Source organism: Qipengyuania sp. HL-TH1, assembly GCF_036365825.1.
GTDB classification, from domain to species: domain Bacteria; phylum Pseudomonadota; class Alphaproteobacteria; order Sphingomonadales; family Sphingomonadaceae; genus Qipengyuania; species Qipengyuania profunda.
The window spans coordinates 1744202-1758588 of record NZ_CP142675.1; the positions used below are offsets into that span (position 1 = coordinate 1744202).

Annotated in this window: 16 protein-coding genes, 1 other RNA gene and 1 pseudogene; 12 read left to right on the forward strand and 6 right to left on the reverse strand. The window is 66.4% G+C overall.

Annotated features, from left to right (window positions below; translation table 11 throughout):
- Positions 1-35 precede the first annotated feature (35 nt).
- From VWN43_RS09170 to VWN43_RS09185, 4 genes are all read left to right on the forward strand, one after another.
- Positions 36-1244 carry a hydrolase gene (locus tag VWN43_RS09170; RefSeq protein WP_320181969.1) on the forward strand — a complete coding sequence of 403 codons (1209 nt, stop codon included), beginning with the start codon at positions 36-38 and terminating at the stop codon, positions 1242-1244.
- Entirely contained in the window at positions 1241-2257 is a 1017-nt protein-coding gene (locus tag VWN43_RS09175) for an arginine N-succinyltransferase (RefSeq protein ID WP_320181968.1), read from the forward strand. Before VWN43_RS09170 ends, VWN43_RS09175 begins: the two co-directional genes overlap by 4 nt.
- The gene (locus VWN43_RS09180; RefSeq protein WP_320181967.1) at positions 2254-3507 is read left to right on the forward strand and encodes an N-succinylarginine dihydrolase; all 1254 of its coding nucleotides are present in this window, start codon (positions 2254-2256) and stop codon (positions 3505-3507) included. Before VWN43_RS09175 ends, VWN43_RS09180 begins: the two co-directional genes overlap by 4 nt.
- Before the next feature lie 145 nt (positions 3508-3652).
- On the forward strand, positions 3653-3904 hold the full coding sequence (locus VWN43_RS09185; RefSeq protein ID WP_320182096.1) for a hypothetical protein: 252 nt from the start codon (positions 3653-3655) through the stop codon (positions 3902-3904).
- A 66-nt stretch (positions 3905-3970) separates the two neighbouring features.
- Here the strand turns inward: VWN43_RS09185 and ssrA are convergent.
- Positions 3971-4313: a transfer-messenger RNA gene (gene ssrA, locus VWN43_RS09190) on the reverse strand.
- A gap of 77 nt (positions 4314-4390) precedes the next feature.
- On the reverse strand, positions 4391-4822 hold the full coding sequence (mscL, locus tag VWN43_RS09195; protein ID WP_253523267.1) for a large conductance mechanosensitive channel protein MscL: 432 nt from the start codon (positions 4820-4822) through the stop codon (positions 4391-4393).
- 138 nt (positions 4823-4960) lie between these two features.
- Between mscL and VWN43_RS09200 the strand changes: the two genes are divergently transcribed.
- Genes VWN43_RS09200 through VWN43_RS09220 form a run of 5 tightly spaced genes read left to right on the forward strand, consistent with a single transcriptional unit; the run spans position 4961 to position 8470 of the window.
- A complete protein-coding gene (locus VWN43_RS09200; RefSeq protein WP_320181966.1) occupies positions 4961-5584 on the forward strand; it encodes a LemA family protein in 624 nt (207 codons plus the stop codon).
- An 11-nt stretch (positions 5585-5595) separates the two neighbouring features.
- Complete coding sequence (locus VWN43_RS09205; protein WP_320181965.1) at positions 5596-6450, forward strand: TPM domain-containing protein; 855 nt, start codon at positions 5596-5598, stop codon at positions 6448-6450.
- A complete protein-coding gene (locus tag VWN43_RS09210; RefSeq protein WP_320181964.1) occupies positions 6450-7124 on the forward strand; it encodes a TPM domain-containing protein in 675 nt (224 codons plus the stop codon). The genes VWN43_RS09205 and VWN43_RS09210 overlap by 1 nt, the downstream gene beginning before the upstream one ends.
- Positions 7125-7126: 2 nt before the next feature.
- Positions 7127-7672: an NUDIX hydrolase gene (locus VWN43_RS09215; protein ID WP_320181963.1), complete on the forward strand. Its 546-nt coding sequence runs from the start codon at positions 7127-7129 to the stop codon at positions 7670-7672.
- A 3-nt stretch (positions 7673-7675) separates the two neighbouring features.
- Positions 7676-8470: an SDR family oxidoreductase gene (locus VWN43_RS09220; protein ID WP_320181962.1), complete on the forward strand. Its 795-nt coding sequence runs from the start codon at positions 7676-7678 to the stop codon at positions 8468-8470.
- Positions 8471-8574: 104 nt separating this feature from the next.
- Here VWN43_RS09220 and VWN43_RS09225 read toward each other — a convergent pair whose 3' ends face one another.
- The 3 genes from VWN43_RS09225 to VWN43_RS09235 are packed head-to-tail and all read right to left on the reverse strand — an operon-like array spanning position 8575 to position 9070.
- Positions 8575-8796, reverse strand: a complete 222-nt coding sequence (locus VWN43_RS09225; protein ID WP_253523252.1) for a PspC domain-containing protein — start codon at positions 8794-8796, stop codon at positions 8575-8577.
- Positions 8793-8909: an enoyl-CoA hydratase gene (locus VWN43_RS09230; RefSeq protein WP_253523250.1), complete on the reverse strand. Its 117-nt coding sequence runs from the start codon at positions 8907-8909 to the stop codon at positions 8793-8795. Before VWN43_RS09230 ends, VWN43_RS09225 begins: the two co-directional genes overlap by 4 nt.
- 41 nt (positions 8910-8950) lie before the next feature.
- Entirely contained in the window at positions 8951-9070 is a 120-nt protein-coding gene (locus VWN43_RS09235; protein WP_253523248.1) for a recombination protein F, read from the reverse strand.
- 228 nt (positions 9071-9298) lie between these two features.
- Between VWN43_RS09235 and recF the strand changes: the two genes are divergently transcribed.
- Positions 9299-10378, forward strand: coding sequence for a DNA replication/repair protein RecF (gene recF, locus VWN43_RS09240; protein ID WP_320181961.1), 1080 nt, complete (start codon positions 9299-9301; stop codon positions 10376-10378).
- Here the strand turns inward: recF and VWN43_RS09245 are convergent.
- Positions 10375-11079: an arylesterase gene (locus VWN43_RS09245; RefSeq protein ID WP_320181960.1), complete on the reverse strand. Its 705-nt coding sequence runs from the start codon at positions 11077-11079 to the stop codon at positions 10375-10377. The genes recF and VWN43_RS09245 overlap by 4 nt on opposite strands.
- A gap of 47 nt (positions 11080-11126) precedes the next feature.
- Here VWN43_RS09245 and VWN43_RS09250 point away from each other — a divergent pair, with 47 nt between their 5' ends.
- The gene (locus tag VWN43_RS09250) at positions 11127-11816 is read left to right on the forward strand and encodes an ABC transporter ATP-binding protein (protein ID WP_320181959.1); all 690 of its coding nucleotides are present in this window, start codon (positions 11127-11129) and stop codon (positions 11814-11816) included.
- Positions 11813-14319 (forward strand): annotated as a pseudogene (locus VWN43_RS09255) (ABC transporter permease). Before VWN43_RS09250 ends, VWN43_RS09255 begins: the two are co-directional and overlap by 4 nt.
- Positions 14320-14387 lie beyond the last annotated feature (68 nt).

The window sequence follows — 14387 nt, forward strand, 5'->3', positions numbered from 1 at the left end:
GGACTCGGTCAACCGCAGGATTAAGGACGTTACGCATGAAACCGGATATGCCCGCTCAAGCCCTCCTCGACGCGATCGACGCCGATACGATGCTGGGCCAGGTGCAGGACTGGGCGGCCATCAACACGGGGACCGCCAATATCGCCGGGCTGGCGCAGATGGCAGATGTGCTCGCCGGTGCTTTCAGCACGCTCCCCGGCGAGATCGAACTGGTCGAACCCGCGACGGTCACGGCAATCTCCGCCGAGGGGCATGAGTTCGAAAAGCCGCATGGCCGCCACATGGTGCTCCGCGTGCGTCCCGAGGCGGAACGCCGCTTCGTGCTGACCGGACATATGGACACGGTGTTCCCCGCCGATCACCCGTTCCAGAATACCGTCTGGCTCGACGACGAGACGATCAACGGCCCCGGCACCGCCGACATGAAGGGTGGGCTCAACGTCATCCTCCATTCGCTCACGACCTTCGAGGGGATCGAAGGGTCGCAGCGCGTGGGTTACGATGTGATGATCAATTCGGACGAGGAAACCGGCAGCCTCGCCAGCCGCGCGCTGATCGAGGAATTGGCGCGCGGGAAATATGCCGCGCTCACTTATGAACCCAGCGCGCTGCCCGACGGCACGCTGGCGCATGCGCGCGGCGGGACGGGCAATTATTCGGTTACCTTCACGGGCAAGTCCGCGCATGCCGGGCGCAATCCGCAGGACGGGCGCAATGCGATCGTCGCGGCAAGCGACCTGGTGTTGCGGATCAAGGCGCTCGAAGCCGAGGACCTCACCGTCAATCCGGCCAAGATCGAGGGCGGCAGCGCCAACAATGTCGTCCCCGACCTTGCCGTGCTGCGGTTCAATATCCGCCCCAAGTCGACCGACGCGATGAGCCGTTTCGAGGCTGAGCTGGAGGCGCTGATCACGCAGGTCGCCGCGCAGCACGAGGTTGGCATCCATCGCCATGGCGGTGTCACGCGGCCACCCAAGCCGGTCGATGCCAAGGCACAGCGCCTGTTCGACCTGGTCAAGGCCTGCGGTGCCGAGCTGGGCCAGCAGATCGGCTGGAAAAGCACCGGCGGCGTGTGCGATGGCAACAATATCGCCGCCACCGGCGTACCGGTGGTCGATACGCTCGGCGTCCGCGGCGGGGCGATCCACTCACCCGACGAATTCATGATCGTGCCAAGCCTTCGCGAGCGCGCCGCGCTGTCCGCGCTCGTGCTCGCCAAGCTTTCCACCGGAGACCATCTGTGACCTTCCGCCTGCGCGCCGCGCATATCATCGACCTCGAACATCTCTACGAGATGGCCAAGCTGACCGGTGGCGGCTTCACCAATCTGCCCGCCGACCGCGAGGCGCTGACGCGCAAGCTCGAACGGGCCGAGCAAGCCTTTGCCCGGACCAATGACGATCTGGGCGACGACCAGTTCACCCTGGTGCTGGAAAACACCGAGACCGGCCAGGTGCGCGGCACCTGCCAGCTGTTCAGCCAGGTCGGGCAGCAATGGCCGTTCTATAGCTACCGGCTCAACACGCTGACCCAGCACAGCCGCGAACTCGACCGCACCGTGCGCGCCGAGTTGCTCAGCCTCGTCACCGATCTCGAAGGCTCCTCCGAAGTCGGCGGGCTGTTCCTCCACCCGGGCGAACGCGCGGGCGGGCTCGGCCTGCTGCTCGCCCGCAGCCGCTATCTCTTCGTCGCGATGCACCGCAGCCGCTTTGCCGATCGCATCATCGCCGAATTGCGCGGTGTGATCGACGACCGCGGGGGTTCGCCCTTCTGGGACGGCGTCGCGGGCCGCTTCTTCGGGATGACCTTCCAGGAAGCCGACTATTTCAATGCGATCAACGGCAACCAGTTCATCGCCGATCTGATGCCCAAGCACCCGGTCTATGTCGCCATGCTCGACGAGGAAGCGAAGAAGGTCATCGGCGTGCCCCACCCGAGCGGCCGCGCCGCGATGCGGATGCTGGAAAACGAGGGCTTCGCCGCCGAGGGCTATGTCGACATCTTCGATGGCGGCCCGACCATGCTGGCGCGGACCGACCAGGTTCGCAGCATCCGCCAGGCGCAGCCGGGCAAGGTCGCCGCAACCGATCTCGATATCGGGGAGCGCGCGCTGATCGCCACCGGCACGCTCGACACTTTCCGCAGCGCCTATGGCATGCGCGAAATCGCCGAGGACGGATCGATATCGATCGATACGATCTGCGCCGAAGCGCTTGGGGTTGGCGCCGGCGACGAAGTGTGGAGCGTGGCGCGATGAGCGGGCTGGTCGAGATCAATTTCGACGGGATCGTCGGCCCGACCCACAATTACGCAGGGCTCAGCCCCGGCAATATCGCCAGCGCGAGCCATCGCGGCGATGCCTCTTTCCCGCGCGCGGCGGCCCTGCAGGGCGTGGCCAAGATGCGCCGCAATATGGAGCGCGGACTGGCGCAGGGTTTCCTGCTGCCGCTGCCGCGCCCGAACCCCGTTCTGCTGCGCGACCTTGCCATCGGCCCCGATACCGATCGCGCGCTGGTGGCAGCGGCGTGGTCGGCCAGCGCGATGTGGACTGCCAATGCGGCGACCGTCAGCCCCGCGCCCGATACGGCCGACGGGCGCTGCCATCTGACCCCCGCCAATCTCGTCACCATGGTCCACCGCGCCCAGGAATGGCGCGACACGCAGGCGCAATTGAAGATCGCCTTTGGCGATACGCGGCATTTCGCAGTGCATGATGCGATCCCGCCCAGCTTCGGCGACGAGGGCGCGGCCAATCACATGCGGCTGTGCGACAGCCACGACGCCCCCGGAGTCGAGGTGTTCGTCTATGGCCGCCCCGGCGGACGCTTCCCCGCGCGCCAGCATGAACAGGCCAGCCGTGCGGTCGCGCGCCTCCACGGCCTCGATCCCGCGCGCTGCGTATTCGTCGAGCAGAACCCCGCGGCCATTGCAGCAGGCGCGTTTCACAACGATGTCGTCGCGGTGGCGAACCAGAACGTGCTGTTCACGCATGAACTCGCCTTCGCCGATCGCAAGGACGCCTACGAAGCGATTTTCGCCGCCTTTCCCCGCATCCATGTCGTCGAAGTTCCCGCAAGCGCGGTCAGCCTCGAAGAGGCGATCCGGACCTATCTGTTCAACGCCCAGCTGCTGACGCTGCCGAGCGGGGAGATGGCGCTGGTGGTGCCGAGCGAATGCCAGGACAGCGCGAGCGTCTGGGCATGGTGCGAAAGCATGCTCGCCTCGAACGGCCCGATCCGCCACGTCATCCCGGTCGATGTGCGCCAGTCGATGGCGAATGGTGGCGGCCCCGCCTGTCTGCGGCTGCGCGTGGTGGCCGATCCGGCCACGGTCGATGCGCGGTTCCTGCTCGACGATATGAAGGCGCAGCGAATCGAATCGGTCATCGCAGCCCACTGGCCCGCGCGGATCGACCCCGAGCAGGTCGGCTCGGATGAACTCGCCAAGGTCGTGATCGAGGCGCGCGAGGCGCTGCTTTCCGTGCTTTCGCTGGACGAACTCGCCTGAACGACGCCGCCTGCGTTAAGACACTGGACCCCTGCGTCGGGCGCTTTTACACTCCATGCAATATTAACCACTGTACATCGCAGTAACGCGCCGGTGGCACGTGGCTTGCAGGTGTAAAGGGTTAAGGGTGGAGGCCAAAGCGAGCGTGTTCGGGAAGATGAAGCGGCTGTTTGTGATCAAGACGCGTCTTGAGGCGTTTCTGATCATCTTCGCGCTTGCCCTCGGCGCGATGACACGCGGCGCCCATTACACGGTCGAATATCCCGGATGGGGCGGCTATCTGCTGTTCACGGCAACCGCGGGCGCGGTGTTCCTCGGCGGGGCGAAGATCCTCGACGCGCTGCGCTACGAACGCGAGGCCAAGGCGGCCGCGGAGCGCGATCCGACCGCGGACTGAGGTCCGCCTGCCAAGCAAATCTGGAAGAAGGTGGGGGTTTCTGTTGCTAGCTACCCCCGGAGCCCCGGAATCCGCTTCTGTTGCCCGGTGGGTCCAACCGCGCTTTAGCTTTGTAAATTCAGGCCGCTAGGCCATCAAATTACGCTGCGAGAGCGAGTGCTTCGTTATCGTTGGCACTTGTGTGTTGTGAACATTTTTACGGGGTACTCAGCCCGAGCAAAACCACTGCGTTTCAGCACACGTCGATCCTAGTTCGGCCCCGTCATAATCCGCCATTTCAGCGGTTTGTGGTGGAGCCGCCGGGTACTGCCCCCGGGTCCGTTGTACCTATTACACAGCGCCATTTATCGCCATATCCCGCCGAAACGGGCAGGACCCATATAGACCCTGCCGGCTTAATGTGAAGTGTATGCAGCCACATACCCGCCGGATGCGGGACGGGCCGTAGCCCTCCCCCCGCACCGCTGGCGGGCAGGCGCGGCAATTTTACTTCTTCAGCGCGTCGCGGATTTCGGTCAGCAGCTCGATCTCGGTCGGACCGGAGGGTGCCGCCGCTTCTTCCTTCTCCTCGAACTCGGCCATCACCTTCTTGGCGTAGCGCACCAGCAGGAAGATGATGAACGCCAGGATCACGAAGTTGATGATCGCGGTGATGAAGGCGCCGTAACCGATCATCGCAGCGCCTGCTTCCTTGAGCGCGGCATAGTCGGTGAGCGACCCTTCATAGCCTTCCGGCGTGGTGAGGAGGATGAAATAGCTGGAGAAATCGGCCCCGCCGAACAGCGCGCCGACGACCGGCATGATAACCTCGTCGGTTAGCGATGCGACAATCGTACCGAAAGCGCCGGCGATGATGACCGCCACGGCGAGATCGATCACGTTGCCCTTGGCGATAAAATCCTTGAAATCTTTTAACATGCGGCAGTCCCTGTTTACCATCGTAATCGTGGGGCTTTCTGCCACTGACACCGCGGGACGACAAGATCGCGTTAATCTTGAAAGGTCGGAAAGGTGTGCTATCTAGACAAGACACGTTTACCACACGAGGGATTTTTCATGAACCGCTTGGCTGCTTTTCGAACCTCCATTGTCGCTGCCGCCGCGCTGGTCCTGTCGGCCTGTGGGATCAACTCGGTGCCCGCGGCCGAGGAGACCGCGAAGGCGAAATGGGCCGATGTCGAGGCCGCGTTCCAGGAACGCGCGAACCTCGTGCCCAATCTCGAGCAGATCGTGATGAGCTCGGCCGAGCAGGAACGCGACACGCTCGAGGCGGTGGTGCAGGCGCGTGCTTCGGCAACGCGTCCCGAAATCCAGATCGATGGCGACGATCTCGGCGATGCCGAGAAGATGGCGCAGTACCAGGAAGCGCAGAACACCTTCGGCGGCGCGCTGTCGCGCCTGATGGCCAATGTCGAAGCCTATCCCGAACTGCGCAGCCAGGAAAACTTCGGCCGCTTCATGACCCAGATCGAAGGCCAGGAAAACCGCATCCGCGTCGCGATCCGCGACTATAACGAGGCGGTCCGCCAGTATAACACCACCATCCGCACCTTCCCCGATACGATCGGCGCGAACATCATCCACGGTGCGGAACCGATGGTGCCCTACCAGGCAGTCACCGAAGGCGCCGAAACCGCGCCCGAGCTGAACATGCGCTCGGATAGCGACGCCGCGAACTGAGCGGCGCTGGAATGCGCACACTCCTCGCCCGCTTGATCCTGCCGCTGGCGGCGGGGCTTGGCCTCCTCGGAGGCCTGGCCCTGCCCGCCGCCGCGCAGACCTTTCCAGAACGCGGCACCGCGCCGGTGGTCGATGCCGCGAACATCATCGACGATGCCACCGAAGCGGCGCTGACTGCCAAGCTCGATGCTTTCGAGGAAGCAAACCAGCGGCAGTTCGTGATCCTCACCGTGCCCGATCTCGAAGGTTACGACATTGCCGACTACAGCTATCGGCTGGGGCGCGAATGGGCGCTGGGGGATGCCGAGCGCAATGACGGCATCATCCTCGTCGTCGCGCCCAACGAGCGCAAGATGCGCGTCGAGGTGGGCTATGGCCTCGAAGGGGTGATCCCCGATGGGTTGGCTTTCGAATATGTCGAGGGCATGAAGCCCTTCTTCCGCGAAGGCGACTATTCGGGCGGCATCGCCTGGGGCGCCGACCAGATCATCACCCAGCTCGAACTGCCGCCCGAAGAAGCCGCGCGCGTGGCGCAGGAACACACGGCAGAGCGCGACAGCGAAGGCGGCTTTCCCGTGGGCGCGCTGATCTGGCTCGGGTTCATATTCTTCTTTTTCATCCTGCCGATGTTCCGCGGCGGACGCAGCCGGCGCTATCGCCGCGGCGGCGTGGGCGGGGTCGTGGGCGACATCATCCTGTGGGAAGCCGGCAAGGCGATTGCCCGCGGCGTCGGCGGCGACGACTGGGGTGGCGGCGGCGGCTGGGGCGGCGGTGGCGGCTTCGGCGGCGGCGGTGGTTTCGGCGGCGGCGGCTTTTCCGGCGGCGGTGGCAGTTTCGGAGGCGGCGGCGCCTCCGGGGGGTGGTAATGGGCTATCTTTCGCAAGCCGATCACAAGATCGTATCCGATGCGGTGGCGCAGGCTGAACTCACCACCAGCGGCGAAATCGTCACCGTGCTGGCCGACCGGAGCGACGAGTACAACGACGTCGTGCTGGTCTGGGCGGCGGCGCTCGCCTTTTCGGCAATGAGCCTTTTCGCGATGATCCCCCAGCCCTTCATGGATCTGTGGGACGCGCTGGTCGGCGGCTGGACACATGAATGGACCACCGGCGAACTGGCGAGCATGACGATTGCGCTGGGGCTGGTCGCCTTCGTGATCGGCTGGCTGCTGGTGAGCTGGGACCCGCTGCGCTTCATGCTGACCCCGGGCCCGGTGAAGACCGCGCGCACGCATGCCCGCGCGATCAAGCACTTCAAGGTCGGCGCCGAACGGCGCACACATGGCCGCACCGGCGTGCTGCTTTACCTGTCGATGCGCGAACATCGCGCCGAAATCGTCGCCGACCAGCCGATCGCCGCAATCGTCCCGGCGGAGGTCTGGGGCGAGGCGATGGCGGACATGCTGGCCGAGATCAAACAGGGCCATATCGCCGAAGGGCTGGCCGCTGGCGTACGCGATGTCGGCCAGGTGCTGTCCGAACATTTCCCGCGCAGCGAGGATGACGAAAACGAATTGCCCGACCGCCTGATCGAGGTCTGACCATGTCGGTCCCCGACCATGATGCGGACGAGCAGATCGTCTGGCAGGGCAAGTACATCACCGCGAAGAAACGCGGGCGGTGGGAATATGTCGGCCGCCCGCGCAATATCCGCGCGGCGGTAATCCTGGCGGTCGACGAGCACGACCATGTCCTGCTGGTCGAACAATATCGCGTACCGCTGGGCTGTCCCTGCATCGAACTGCCCGCGGGGCTGATCGGCGACGAGGACGATCTCGCCGACGAGGACCCGCTGGTCGCCACCGGCCGCGAGCTCGAGGAGGAAACCGGCTACCGCGCCGCCATTCTCGAAGACCAGGGCTGTTTCTGGTCCTCGCCCGGGATGGTCAGCGAAAGCTTCACCCTGGTCCGCGCGCGCCAGCTGACCAAAGTCGGCGAAGGCGGCGGCGTGGCGGGAGAGAACATCACCGTACACCGCGTCGCGCTGGCCGACATCCAGAGCTTTATCGCCGCCAAGCGCGCCGATGGTTGCGGGATCGACGTGCGCATGCTCTTGCTGCTGGGACAGGGATTACTGGCAGGAGAGTGAGAGATGGCAAAGGAACGCGAGCCGCGGTGCGCGGGTAAGCTGGCGCTGATAACGGGTGCGGCGCAGGGTCTGGGGCGCGCGCATGCCACCCGGCTGGCCGAAGAAGGCGCGCGCGTGCTGTGCACCGACATCAATGGCGACGGCGCAGCGGAAACCGCTTCGATGATCAACGAGCAGCTGGGTTCCGGCACCGCCTTTGCCATCCAGCACGACGTTACCGATCCGCAGGCCTGGGAAGCCGCCGTCGCGGCCGCGCGCGAGCAGATGGGCGGGCTCAACGTGCTGGTCAACAACGCCGGGATCGGTGTGGCGGGCAATATCGAGACCTGCGACTTCGACGACTGGAAGCGCTGTTTTGCGATCAATGTCGATTCGATCTTTCACGGTTGCCAGAAGGCGCTGCCGCTGATGCGCGAACACGCGCCGGGATCGATCGTGAACATTTCGAGCATTGCGGGGCTGATCGCGAGCGACACGATGCCCGCTTACAACGCCAGCAAGGCTTCGGTGTGGATGCTGAGCAAGTCGATCGCGCTGCATTGCGCCAAGAAGAACATGCAGATCCGCTGCAATTCGATCCATCCGACCTTCGTCGATACGCCGATCCTCGACGGGACCGCGAAGAACCACAATATCGAAAAGGGTGTCCTGCTCGAGAAACTGGCGCGGCAGATCCCGCTCAAGTTCGTGGGCGAACCCAACGATATCGCCAATGCGGTGGTCTATCTGGCGAGCGATGAAAGCCGCTTCATGACCGGCGCTGAGCTGAAGCTCGACGGCGGCATTTCGGCGATGTGACCCGGGGGCCGGAATCAAGAGAGGGGCCAGATGGCCCCTCCCGGTTTTCTCTGTTTTGAGCCACGACCGGCACGAAAACCGGGTCGGTTGGCGCGAGGCCGTGGTCAGTCGGCGATCAGTCCGATCGCGAGGTAGATCAGGATGAAGCTGCCGAAGCCGAGCAGCGTTCCTGCGACGAACCCGATACGAACCCAGGTGACGTCGATGCCGAAGTAGCGGGCGATGCCGGAGCAGACGCCCATCAGCTTGCCGCCATTGCGGTCGAGCGCGAAGCTCTTGCTGGGGCGGACGGCGCGGTCCTCATCGCGGTGCTTCAGCTGGCTCATACGATCACTCCATTGGGCGAGGCCGGGAGGATAGCCGTGGCGAAGGCCACTGCCGAGAGGACGAGCGAGAAGGCAGCTGCGAAGAGCTTGTTGCCGTTTTCCGAGTTGAACATAATTCCTTTCCTTTCGATGCGAGAGTGCGTGATCGGGGCGATCAGGCGATGAAGCCGGCGGGGCTGGCGGGGACGATCGCAGCGGCCATGAAGACGGCCGAGATGCTGAGAGCGAAGATGGCGGCGAGAGCGCGGTTGCTGGCGTTTTCGAAGGTGTTCATTGTGGTTCTCCTGATCCTTGGTTTGTTTGGCCCCGGACCATCCGGGATATCCCAATGATTGCAACGGGTGTGCCAAACTCGAAAAACCGCAGATTTCCGCCATTTCTTGCTGAACAGCCCGATCCCGATCCGTTCATCAATCCGAAAGGTTGGGAAATTTCCCCAACTGTTGGATATGCGCCTTTCGAGTAGCAGGGTCCGCGCGCCCGCGCTATCGCCAGCCGACCCATGGCGCTCGACCGCATCTCACTCATCGACTTCCGCAACCACGCCGCGACCGAGCTGGGCGAAACCGCGCAGTTCAACCTGCTGGTGGGCGAGAACGGAGCGGGCAAGACCAATATCCTCGAGGCGCTGTCGCTGCTCGCACCCGGACGCGGCCTGCGCCGCGCCGCATTGAGCGACATGATGCGTAGCGATAGCGGCGCCGGCTTCCGCATAGGCGCCGACCTGCGGCAGGATGATGCCCCGCTCCGCCTCGGCACCTATGCCGACAGCGCCAATCCGGGCCGCCGCCGGGTGCGGATCAATGGCGCGGAAAGCAGCGCGACGGGTCTGGGCGAATGGCTGGCGGTCACCTGGCTGACGCCTGCGATGGACGGCCTGTTCACCGGTCCGGCCGGCGATCGGCGGCGATATATGGACCGCCTGGCGCTGGCGCTCGACCCCGCGCATGCCGGCCATGCCGCCCGCTATGAAGCCGCCTTGCGCGAACGCAACCGCTTGCTCGCTGACCGGCGCGAACCCGAAGGCGCATGGCTCGATGCGATCGAGGCGCAGATGGTCCCACATGGCGCGGCGCTGATGCGCGGGCGCGCGCGGCTGGTCGAAACGCTGGCGGTGCGGCTTGCCCAAATGCCCGCCGAACCCTTCGCGCGCCCCGCCCTCACCTATGCACCCGGTGCGCCCGACCATGCCGACGGGCTGTCGCAGGCGCTGTTCGACAACCGCGCGCGCGACCGCGCCGCGCAGCGCACGCTGGCGGGGCCGCATCGCGACGAACTGGAGGTGGTCCATGCCGCCAAGCGCGTGCCCGCCGCGCAAAGCTCGACCGGCGAACAGAAGGCTATGCTGGTCGCGATCACCCTCGCCCATGCGGGCCTGGCCGCGCAGGGACGCGCCGGGCTGCTGCTGCTCGACGAGGTCGCCGCGCATCTCGACCCGGTCCGCCGCGCGGCGCTGTTCGAGCAATTGCGCGGCAGCGGCGCGCAAGTGTGGATGACGGGCACTGAGGCGGCGCCCTTCAGCACGATCGCGGATGAAGCCGCCGTCTGGCGCGTCGGCGCGGGCGCGGTCGAGCGCGCCTAGGAAGCGGGCGGCAGCGCGGCTTCGACGTCGTCCACCGTATCATCGACCAGCGCCGCTATCCCCGCCGCAGTCGGATGGATGCGATCGGGCAGGAACATGCTGCGGTCTTCATAGATGCTGTCGAGCCAGAACGGCACCAGCGCGGCATCATATTGCTGCGCAAGATCGCCATAAATGCTGTCGAACTGCTGCTGGTATTCGCTGCCGTAATTGGGCGGCGAGCGCATGCCCATCAGCAGCACCGGGATACCGCGCGTGCGCAGTTCGTCGAGCATGGCAGCGAAATTGGCGCGGGTCTGCTCGGGCTGGATCCCCCGCAGCATGTCGTTGCCGCCCAGTTCGAGGATGACGAGGTCGGGCGTGGTTGCCTGCGCATCGAGCGTAAAGGCGAGCCGCTGGCGCCCCGCCGCGCTGGTATCGCCCGACACGCCTGCATCGACCACGCGCGCATTGATGCCGCGCTCGCGCAGGCCCGCCTCGAGCTGTTCGGGATAACCCTGCTGCTCTTCCAGCCCGTAGCCTGCGAACAGGCTGTCGCCGAACGCGAGGATGCGGCGTTCGGGGCCCTCCACCACGGCATCCGTGGCAGGCGCCGACACTGCGTCCCGCGCGGGCCCCGGTGCTTCGGCCACCTCGTCCGCACTGCCGCAGGCGGCCAGCCCGAAGGCGAGGAGCATGATCGACAAAGGCCCGAGACGCATCGGCGAGATTCCTTGTGCAACACTGGGCCGCATGCCATCGCAGCAAGGTGACCAACTCTCAAGCCGCGATTTCCGCCCGCAACCTCACCCTCACCCTCGGTACCAGCGAAGCGCCGGTCGAGATCCTGCGCGGGATCGACCTCGATATCGCGCGCGGATCGACCGTGGCGCTGCTCGGCCCCTCGGGTTCGGGCAAAAGCTCGCTGATGGCCGTGCTCTCGGGTCTCGAACGCGCCAGTGGCGGGACGCTGCAGGTGGCGGGGGAGGATTTCGCCGCGATGGACGAGGACGCGCTGGCCCATGCACGGCGCGGACGGATCGGGATCGTGCTGCAGGCCTTCCATCTGCTGCCGACTATGACCGCGCTCGAAAACGTCGCCACCCCGATGGAACTGGCGGGCGAAAGCGATGCGCAGGCGCGCGCGCGGGCCGAACTCGAAGCGGTCGGCCTCGGTCACCGGCTCGACCATTACCCGCAGCAGCTTTCGGGCGGCGAGCAGCAGCGCGTGGCAATCGCCCGCGCCACCGCCGCGCGCCCCGATCTGATCTTCGCCGACGAACCGACCGGCAATCTCGACGTCGCCACGGGGCACGAAATCGTCGAACTGCTGTTCGCACGGCGCGCCGAAACCGGCGCCACGCTGCTGGTGATCACGCACGACCCCGAACTCGCCGAACATTGCGAGCGCGTGCTGCAACTCGCCGATGGCCGTATCGCCACCGACACTGCGGCATGAGCTGGGGCACCGCCTGGCGTATCGCGCGGCGCGATCTCAATGCGCGTTTCCGGGGGCTGCGGCTGCTGCTGGTCTGCCTGTTCCTCGGCACTGGCGCGCTGGCCGCGATCGGGTCGCTGACCGCCGCGATCGAGGGCGAGATCGAGGCCAATGGCCGCGAATATCTCGGCGGGGACCTCCAGGTGGAATTGTGGCAGCGTTCGCTCGACGAGACCGAACGCGCCGCGCTGGAGGAGTATGGCGAGGTATCCGCGGGCACGCGGATGCAGGCAATGGCGCGCTATGACGACCAGGCGGCCCCGATCGAACTGAAGGCGGTCGATGCTGCCTACCCGCTCTATGGCACGCTGACGCTGGCCGATGGCCGCGCGGTCGGCGCCCCCGCACCTGACGAGGCGTGGCTGTCGCAGGGCGCGGCCGACCGGCTGGGCGTGGCGCCCGGCGACAGTATCGCTATCGGGACCGAGACGCTTGGCGTGGGCGGGATCATCGCCGACGAACCCGACCGGCTGGGCGAAGGGTTCCAGCTGGGACCGACCATCATCGTGGCCGAGGAATTGCCGGCGCGCGCCGGGCTGATCGCGCCCGGTTCGATGTACCAGTCCAAAACCCGCGTCCGTTTCGCGCAGGCGCGCGATGCCGCGGACGTCGAAGAAGCGCTGGAAGACCGCTTTCCCGAAGCCGGGTTCGATATCGACACCGCCGACCGCGCCGCACCGGGGACCGACCGCTTCGTCGACCGAATGAGCGAATTTCTCACGCTGGTCGGCCTCGCCGCACTAGTCATTGCCGGGATCGGCATCGGCGGCGGCGTGACCTCCTATCTCGACGCCCGGCGCCAGGGCATCGCCACGCTTAAGATCCTTGGCGCGTCGAGCGGCGATATCGCGCGTATCTATGCGCTGCAGATCGTCGCTGCCGCGCTGGTCGGGAGCCTTGCGGGGATCGCCGTGGGCGTGGCTGCCGTGCCGCTGCTCGCGCGTGCACTCGAAGGGCTATTGCCCGTATCGAGCGGGGTCGTGATCGATCCCGGTGCGCTGCTGCTCGCGCTTGCCTATGGCATGCTGGTGGCGCTGGTCTTCGCCGCCCCCCGCTGCTGCGCGCGCGCCATTTCCCCGCCATGGCGCTGATGCGCGCGCGCGTCGCGCCGCTCGCCCGCGATCCGCAGGCGCTGCTGCTGGTCGGCGGCGGACTGGCCGCGATCGTCGCGCTGGCGCTGCTGACTGCCGAGAACCCGCTGCTGTCGGGCGGATTCCTTGCCGGGGCGGCGGCGGTGCTTGGCCTGCTCGCACTGCTGGGCTGGGGTATCCGCAAGGTCGCCGCATCGCTCCCGCGTCCGCATAGCCCCGTCGCGCGCAATGCGCTGGCAAACCTCCACCGGCCCGGCTCATCGACCGGCGCGCTGGTTACCGCGCTCGGCTTCGGACTTGCCGCCTTCGTACTGCTGGCTGCCGTGCAGAGCGCGATCGACGGCAATATCGCCAAGCGCGTACCCGACCGCGCGCCCGACTATTTCGTGCTCGATATCCCGCGCGACCAGGTGACCGAGTTCGAGACTCTGGTGCGCGAGGCCGATCCCGATGCCAACTGGCGCACCGTCCCCGCGCTGCGCGGCGCAGTGCTCGCCTTCGGCCGCGAGGGGGCGATGACCCGTACATCCGCGCTGGAGGATATTCCCGACGGCGCCTGGGCACTACGCGGCGAGCGCGGGCTGACCTATGCCGATCACTTGCCCGAAGGCAACGAACTGACCGAGGGTGAGTGGTGGGGACCGTTCTACGGCGGCGAGCCGCTGGTTTCGATCGATGCCGATTTCGCCGAGGCCGCCGGGCTGGAGGTGGGCGACATGCTGACCTTCGGCATCCTCGGGGTCGAACGCACCGCGCGGATCGCCAGCCTGCGCCGGATCGACTGGGAAAGCCTGGGCTTCAACTATGTCTTCGTGCTCAGCCCCAATGCGATCAGCGATGCGCCGCACAATCTGGCCGCGACGGTCGAACTGAGCCCCGGCACGCCCACGGGGCCCCTGCTCCAGGCGCTGGTTGCAGCGCTGCCTTCGGCGTCGGTCATCGAAGTCGGCGGGGTGCTGGAACAGGCGCGCACGATCCTCGAACAGGTCGGGCTGGCCACGCTCGCCGCGGCCAGCGTCGCGGTCCTGGCGGGCCTCGCGGTGCTGCTGGGCGCGATTGCCGCCGCACGCGCGGCGCGGACCTACGATACGGTGGTCCTGCGCGTGCTGGGAGCGGACCGGCGGCAAATTCTGCTGATGCAGCTTATCGAGTACAGCGCGCTTGCCACCGCACTCGCGCTGGTCGCGCTGGGCATCGGTAGCCTGGCCGCATGGCTGGTGGTCACGCAATTGTTCGAATTTGACTGGTTGCCCGACTGGAGCGTGGTGCTCGCCGTGCTGGGTCTCGGCATTGGCGTGGTGCTGGCCTTCGCGCTGGGCGCCTCGCTGCCGCTGCTGCGCGCCAAGCCTGCCCAGGCATTGCGCGCGCTCTAGGCGGCGGCGCCGACCTTGTAGCGTCGAGGCGGCAAGCTACGTCCCGAGATCGATACCGACGGCACGCG

What these genes read in the sequence shown, in the direction of transcription:
- VWN43_RS09225 (WP_253523252.1), bottom strand. Translation starts at nt 8,796, where the DNA reads ATGAGCCAGCTGAAGCACCGCGATGAGGACCGCGCCGTCCGCCCCAGC.
- VWN43_RS09205 (WP_320181965.1), top strand. Translation starts at nt 5,596, where the DNA reads ATGCGCACACTCCTCGCCCGCTTGATCCTGCCGCTGGCGGCGGGGCTT.
- VWN43_RS09230 (WP_253523250.1), bottom strand. Translation starts at nt 8,909, where the DNA reads ATGTTCAACTCGGAAAACGGCAACAAGCTCTTCGCAGCTGCCTTCTCG.
- VWN43_RS09245 (WP_320181960.1), bottom strand. Translation starts at nt 11,079, where the DNA reads ATGCGTCTCGGGCCTTTGTCGATCATGCTCCTCGCCTTCGGGCTGGCC.
- VWN43_RS09235 (WP_253523248.1), bottom strand. Translation starts at nt 9,070, where the DNA reads ATGAACACCTTCGAAAACGCCAGCAACCGCGCTCTCGCCGCCATCTTC.
- VWN43_RS09220 (WP_320181962.1), top strand. Translation starts at nt 7,676, where the DNA reads ATGGCAAAGGAACGCGAGCCGCGGTGCGCGGGTAAGCTGGCGCTGATA.
- VWN43_RS09180 (WP_320181967.1), top strand. Translation starts at nt 2,254, where the DNA reads ATGAGCGGGCTGGTCGAGATCAATTTCGACGGGATCGTCGGCCCGACC.
- VWN43_RS09215 (WP_320181963.1), top strand. Translation starts at nt 7,127, where the DNA reads ATGTCGGTCCCCGACCATGATGCGGACGAGCAGATCGTCTGGCAGGGC.
- VWN43_RS09170 (WP_320181969.1), top strand. Translation starts at nt 36, where the DNA reads ATGAAACCGGATATGCCCGCTCAAGCCCTCCTCGACGCGATCGACGCC.
- VWN43_RS09210 (WP_320181964.1), top strand. Translation starts at nt 6,450, where the DNA reads ATGGGCTATCTTTCGCAAGCCGATCACAAGATCGTATCCGATGCGGTG.
- VWN43_RS09200 (WP_320181966.1), top strand. Translation starts at nt 4,961, where the DNA reads ATGAACCGCTTGGCTGCTTTTCGAACCTCCATTGTCGCTGCCGCCGCG.
- mscL (WP_253523267.1), bottom strand. Translation starts at nt 4,822, where the DNA reads ATGTTAAAAGATTTCAAGGATTTTATCGCCAAGGGCAACGTGATCGAT.
- recF (WP_320181961.1), top strand. Translation starts at nt 9,299, where the DNA reads ATGGCGCTCGACCGCATCTCACTCATCGACTTCCGCAACCACGCCGCG.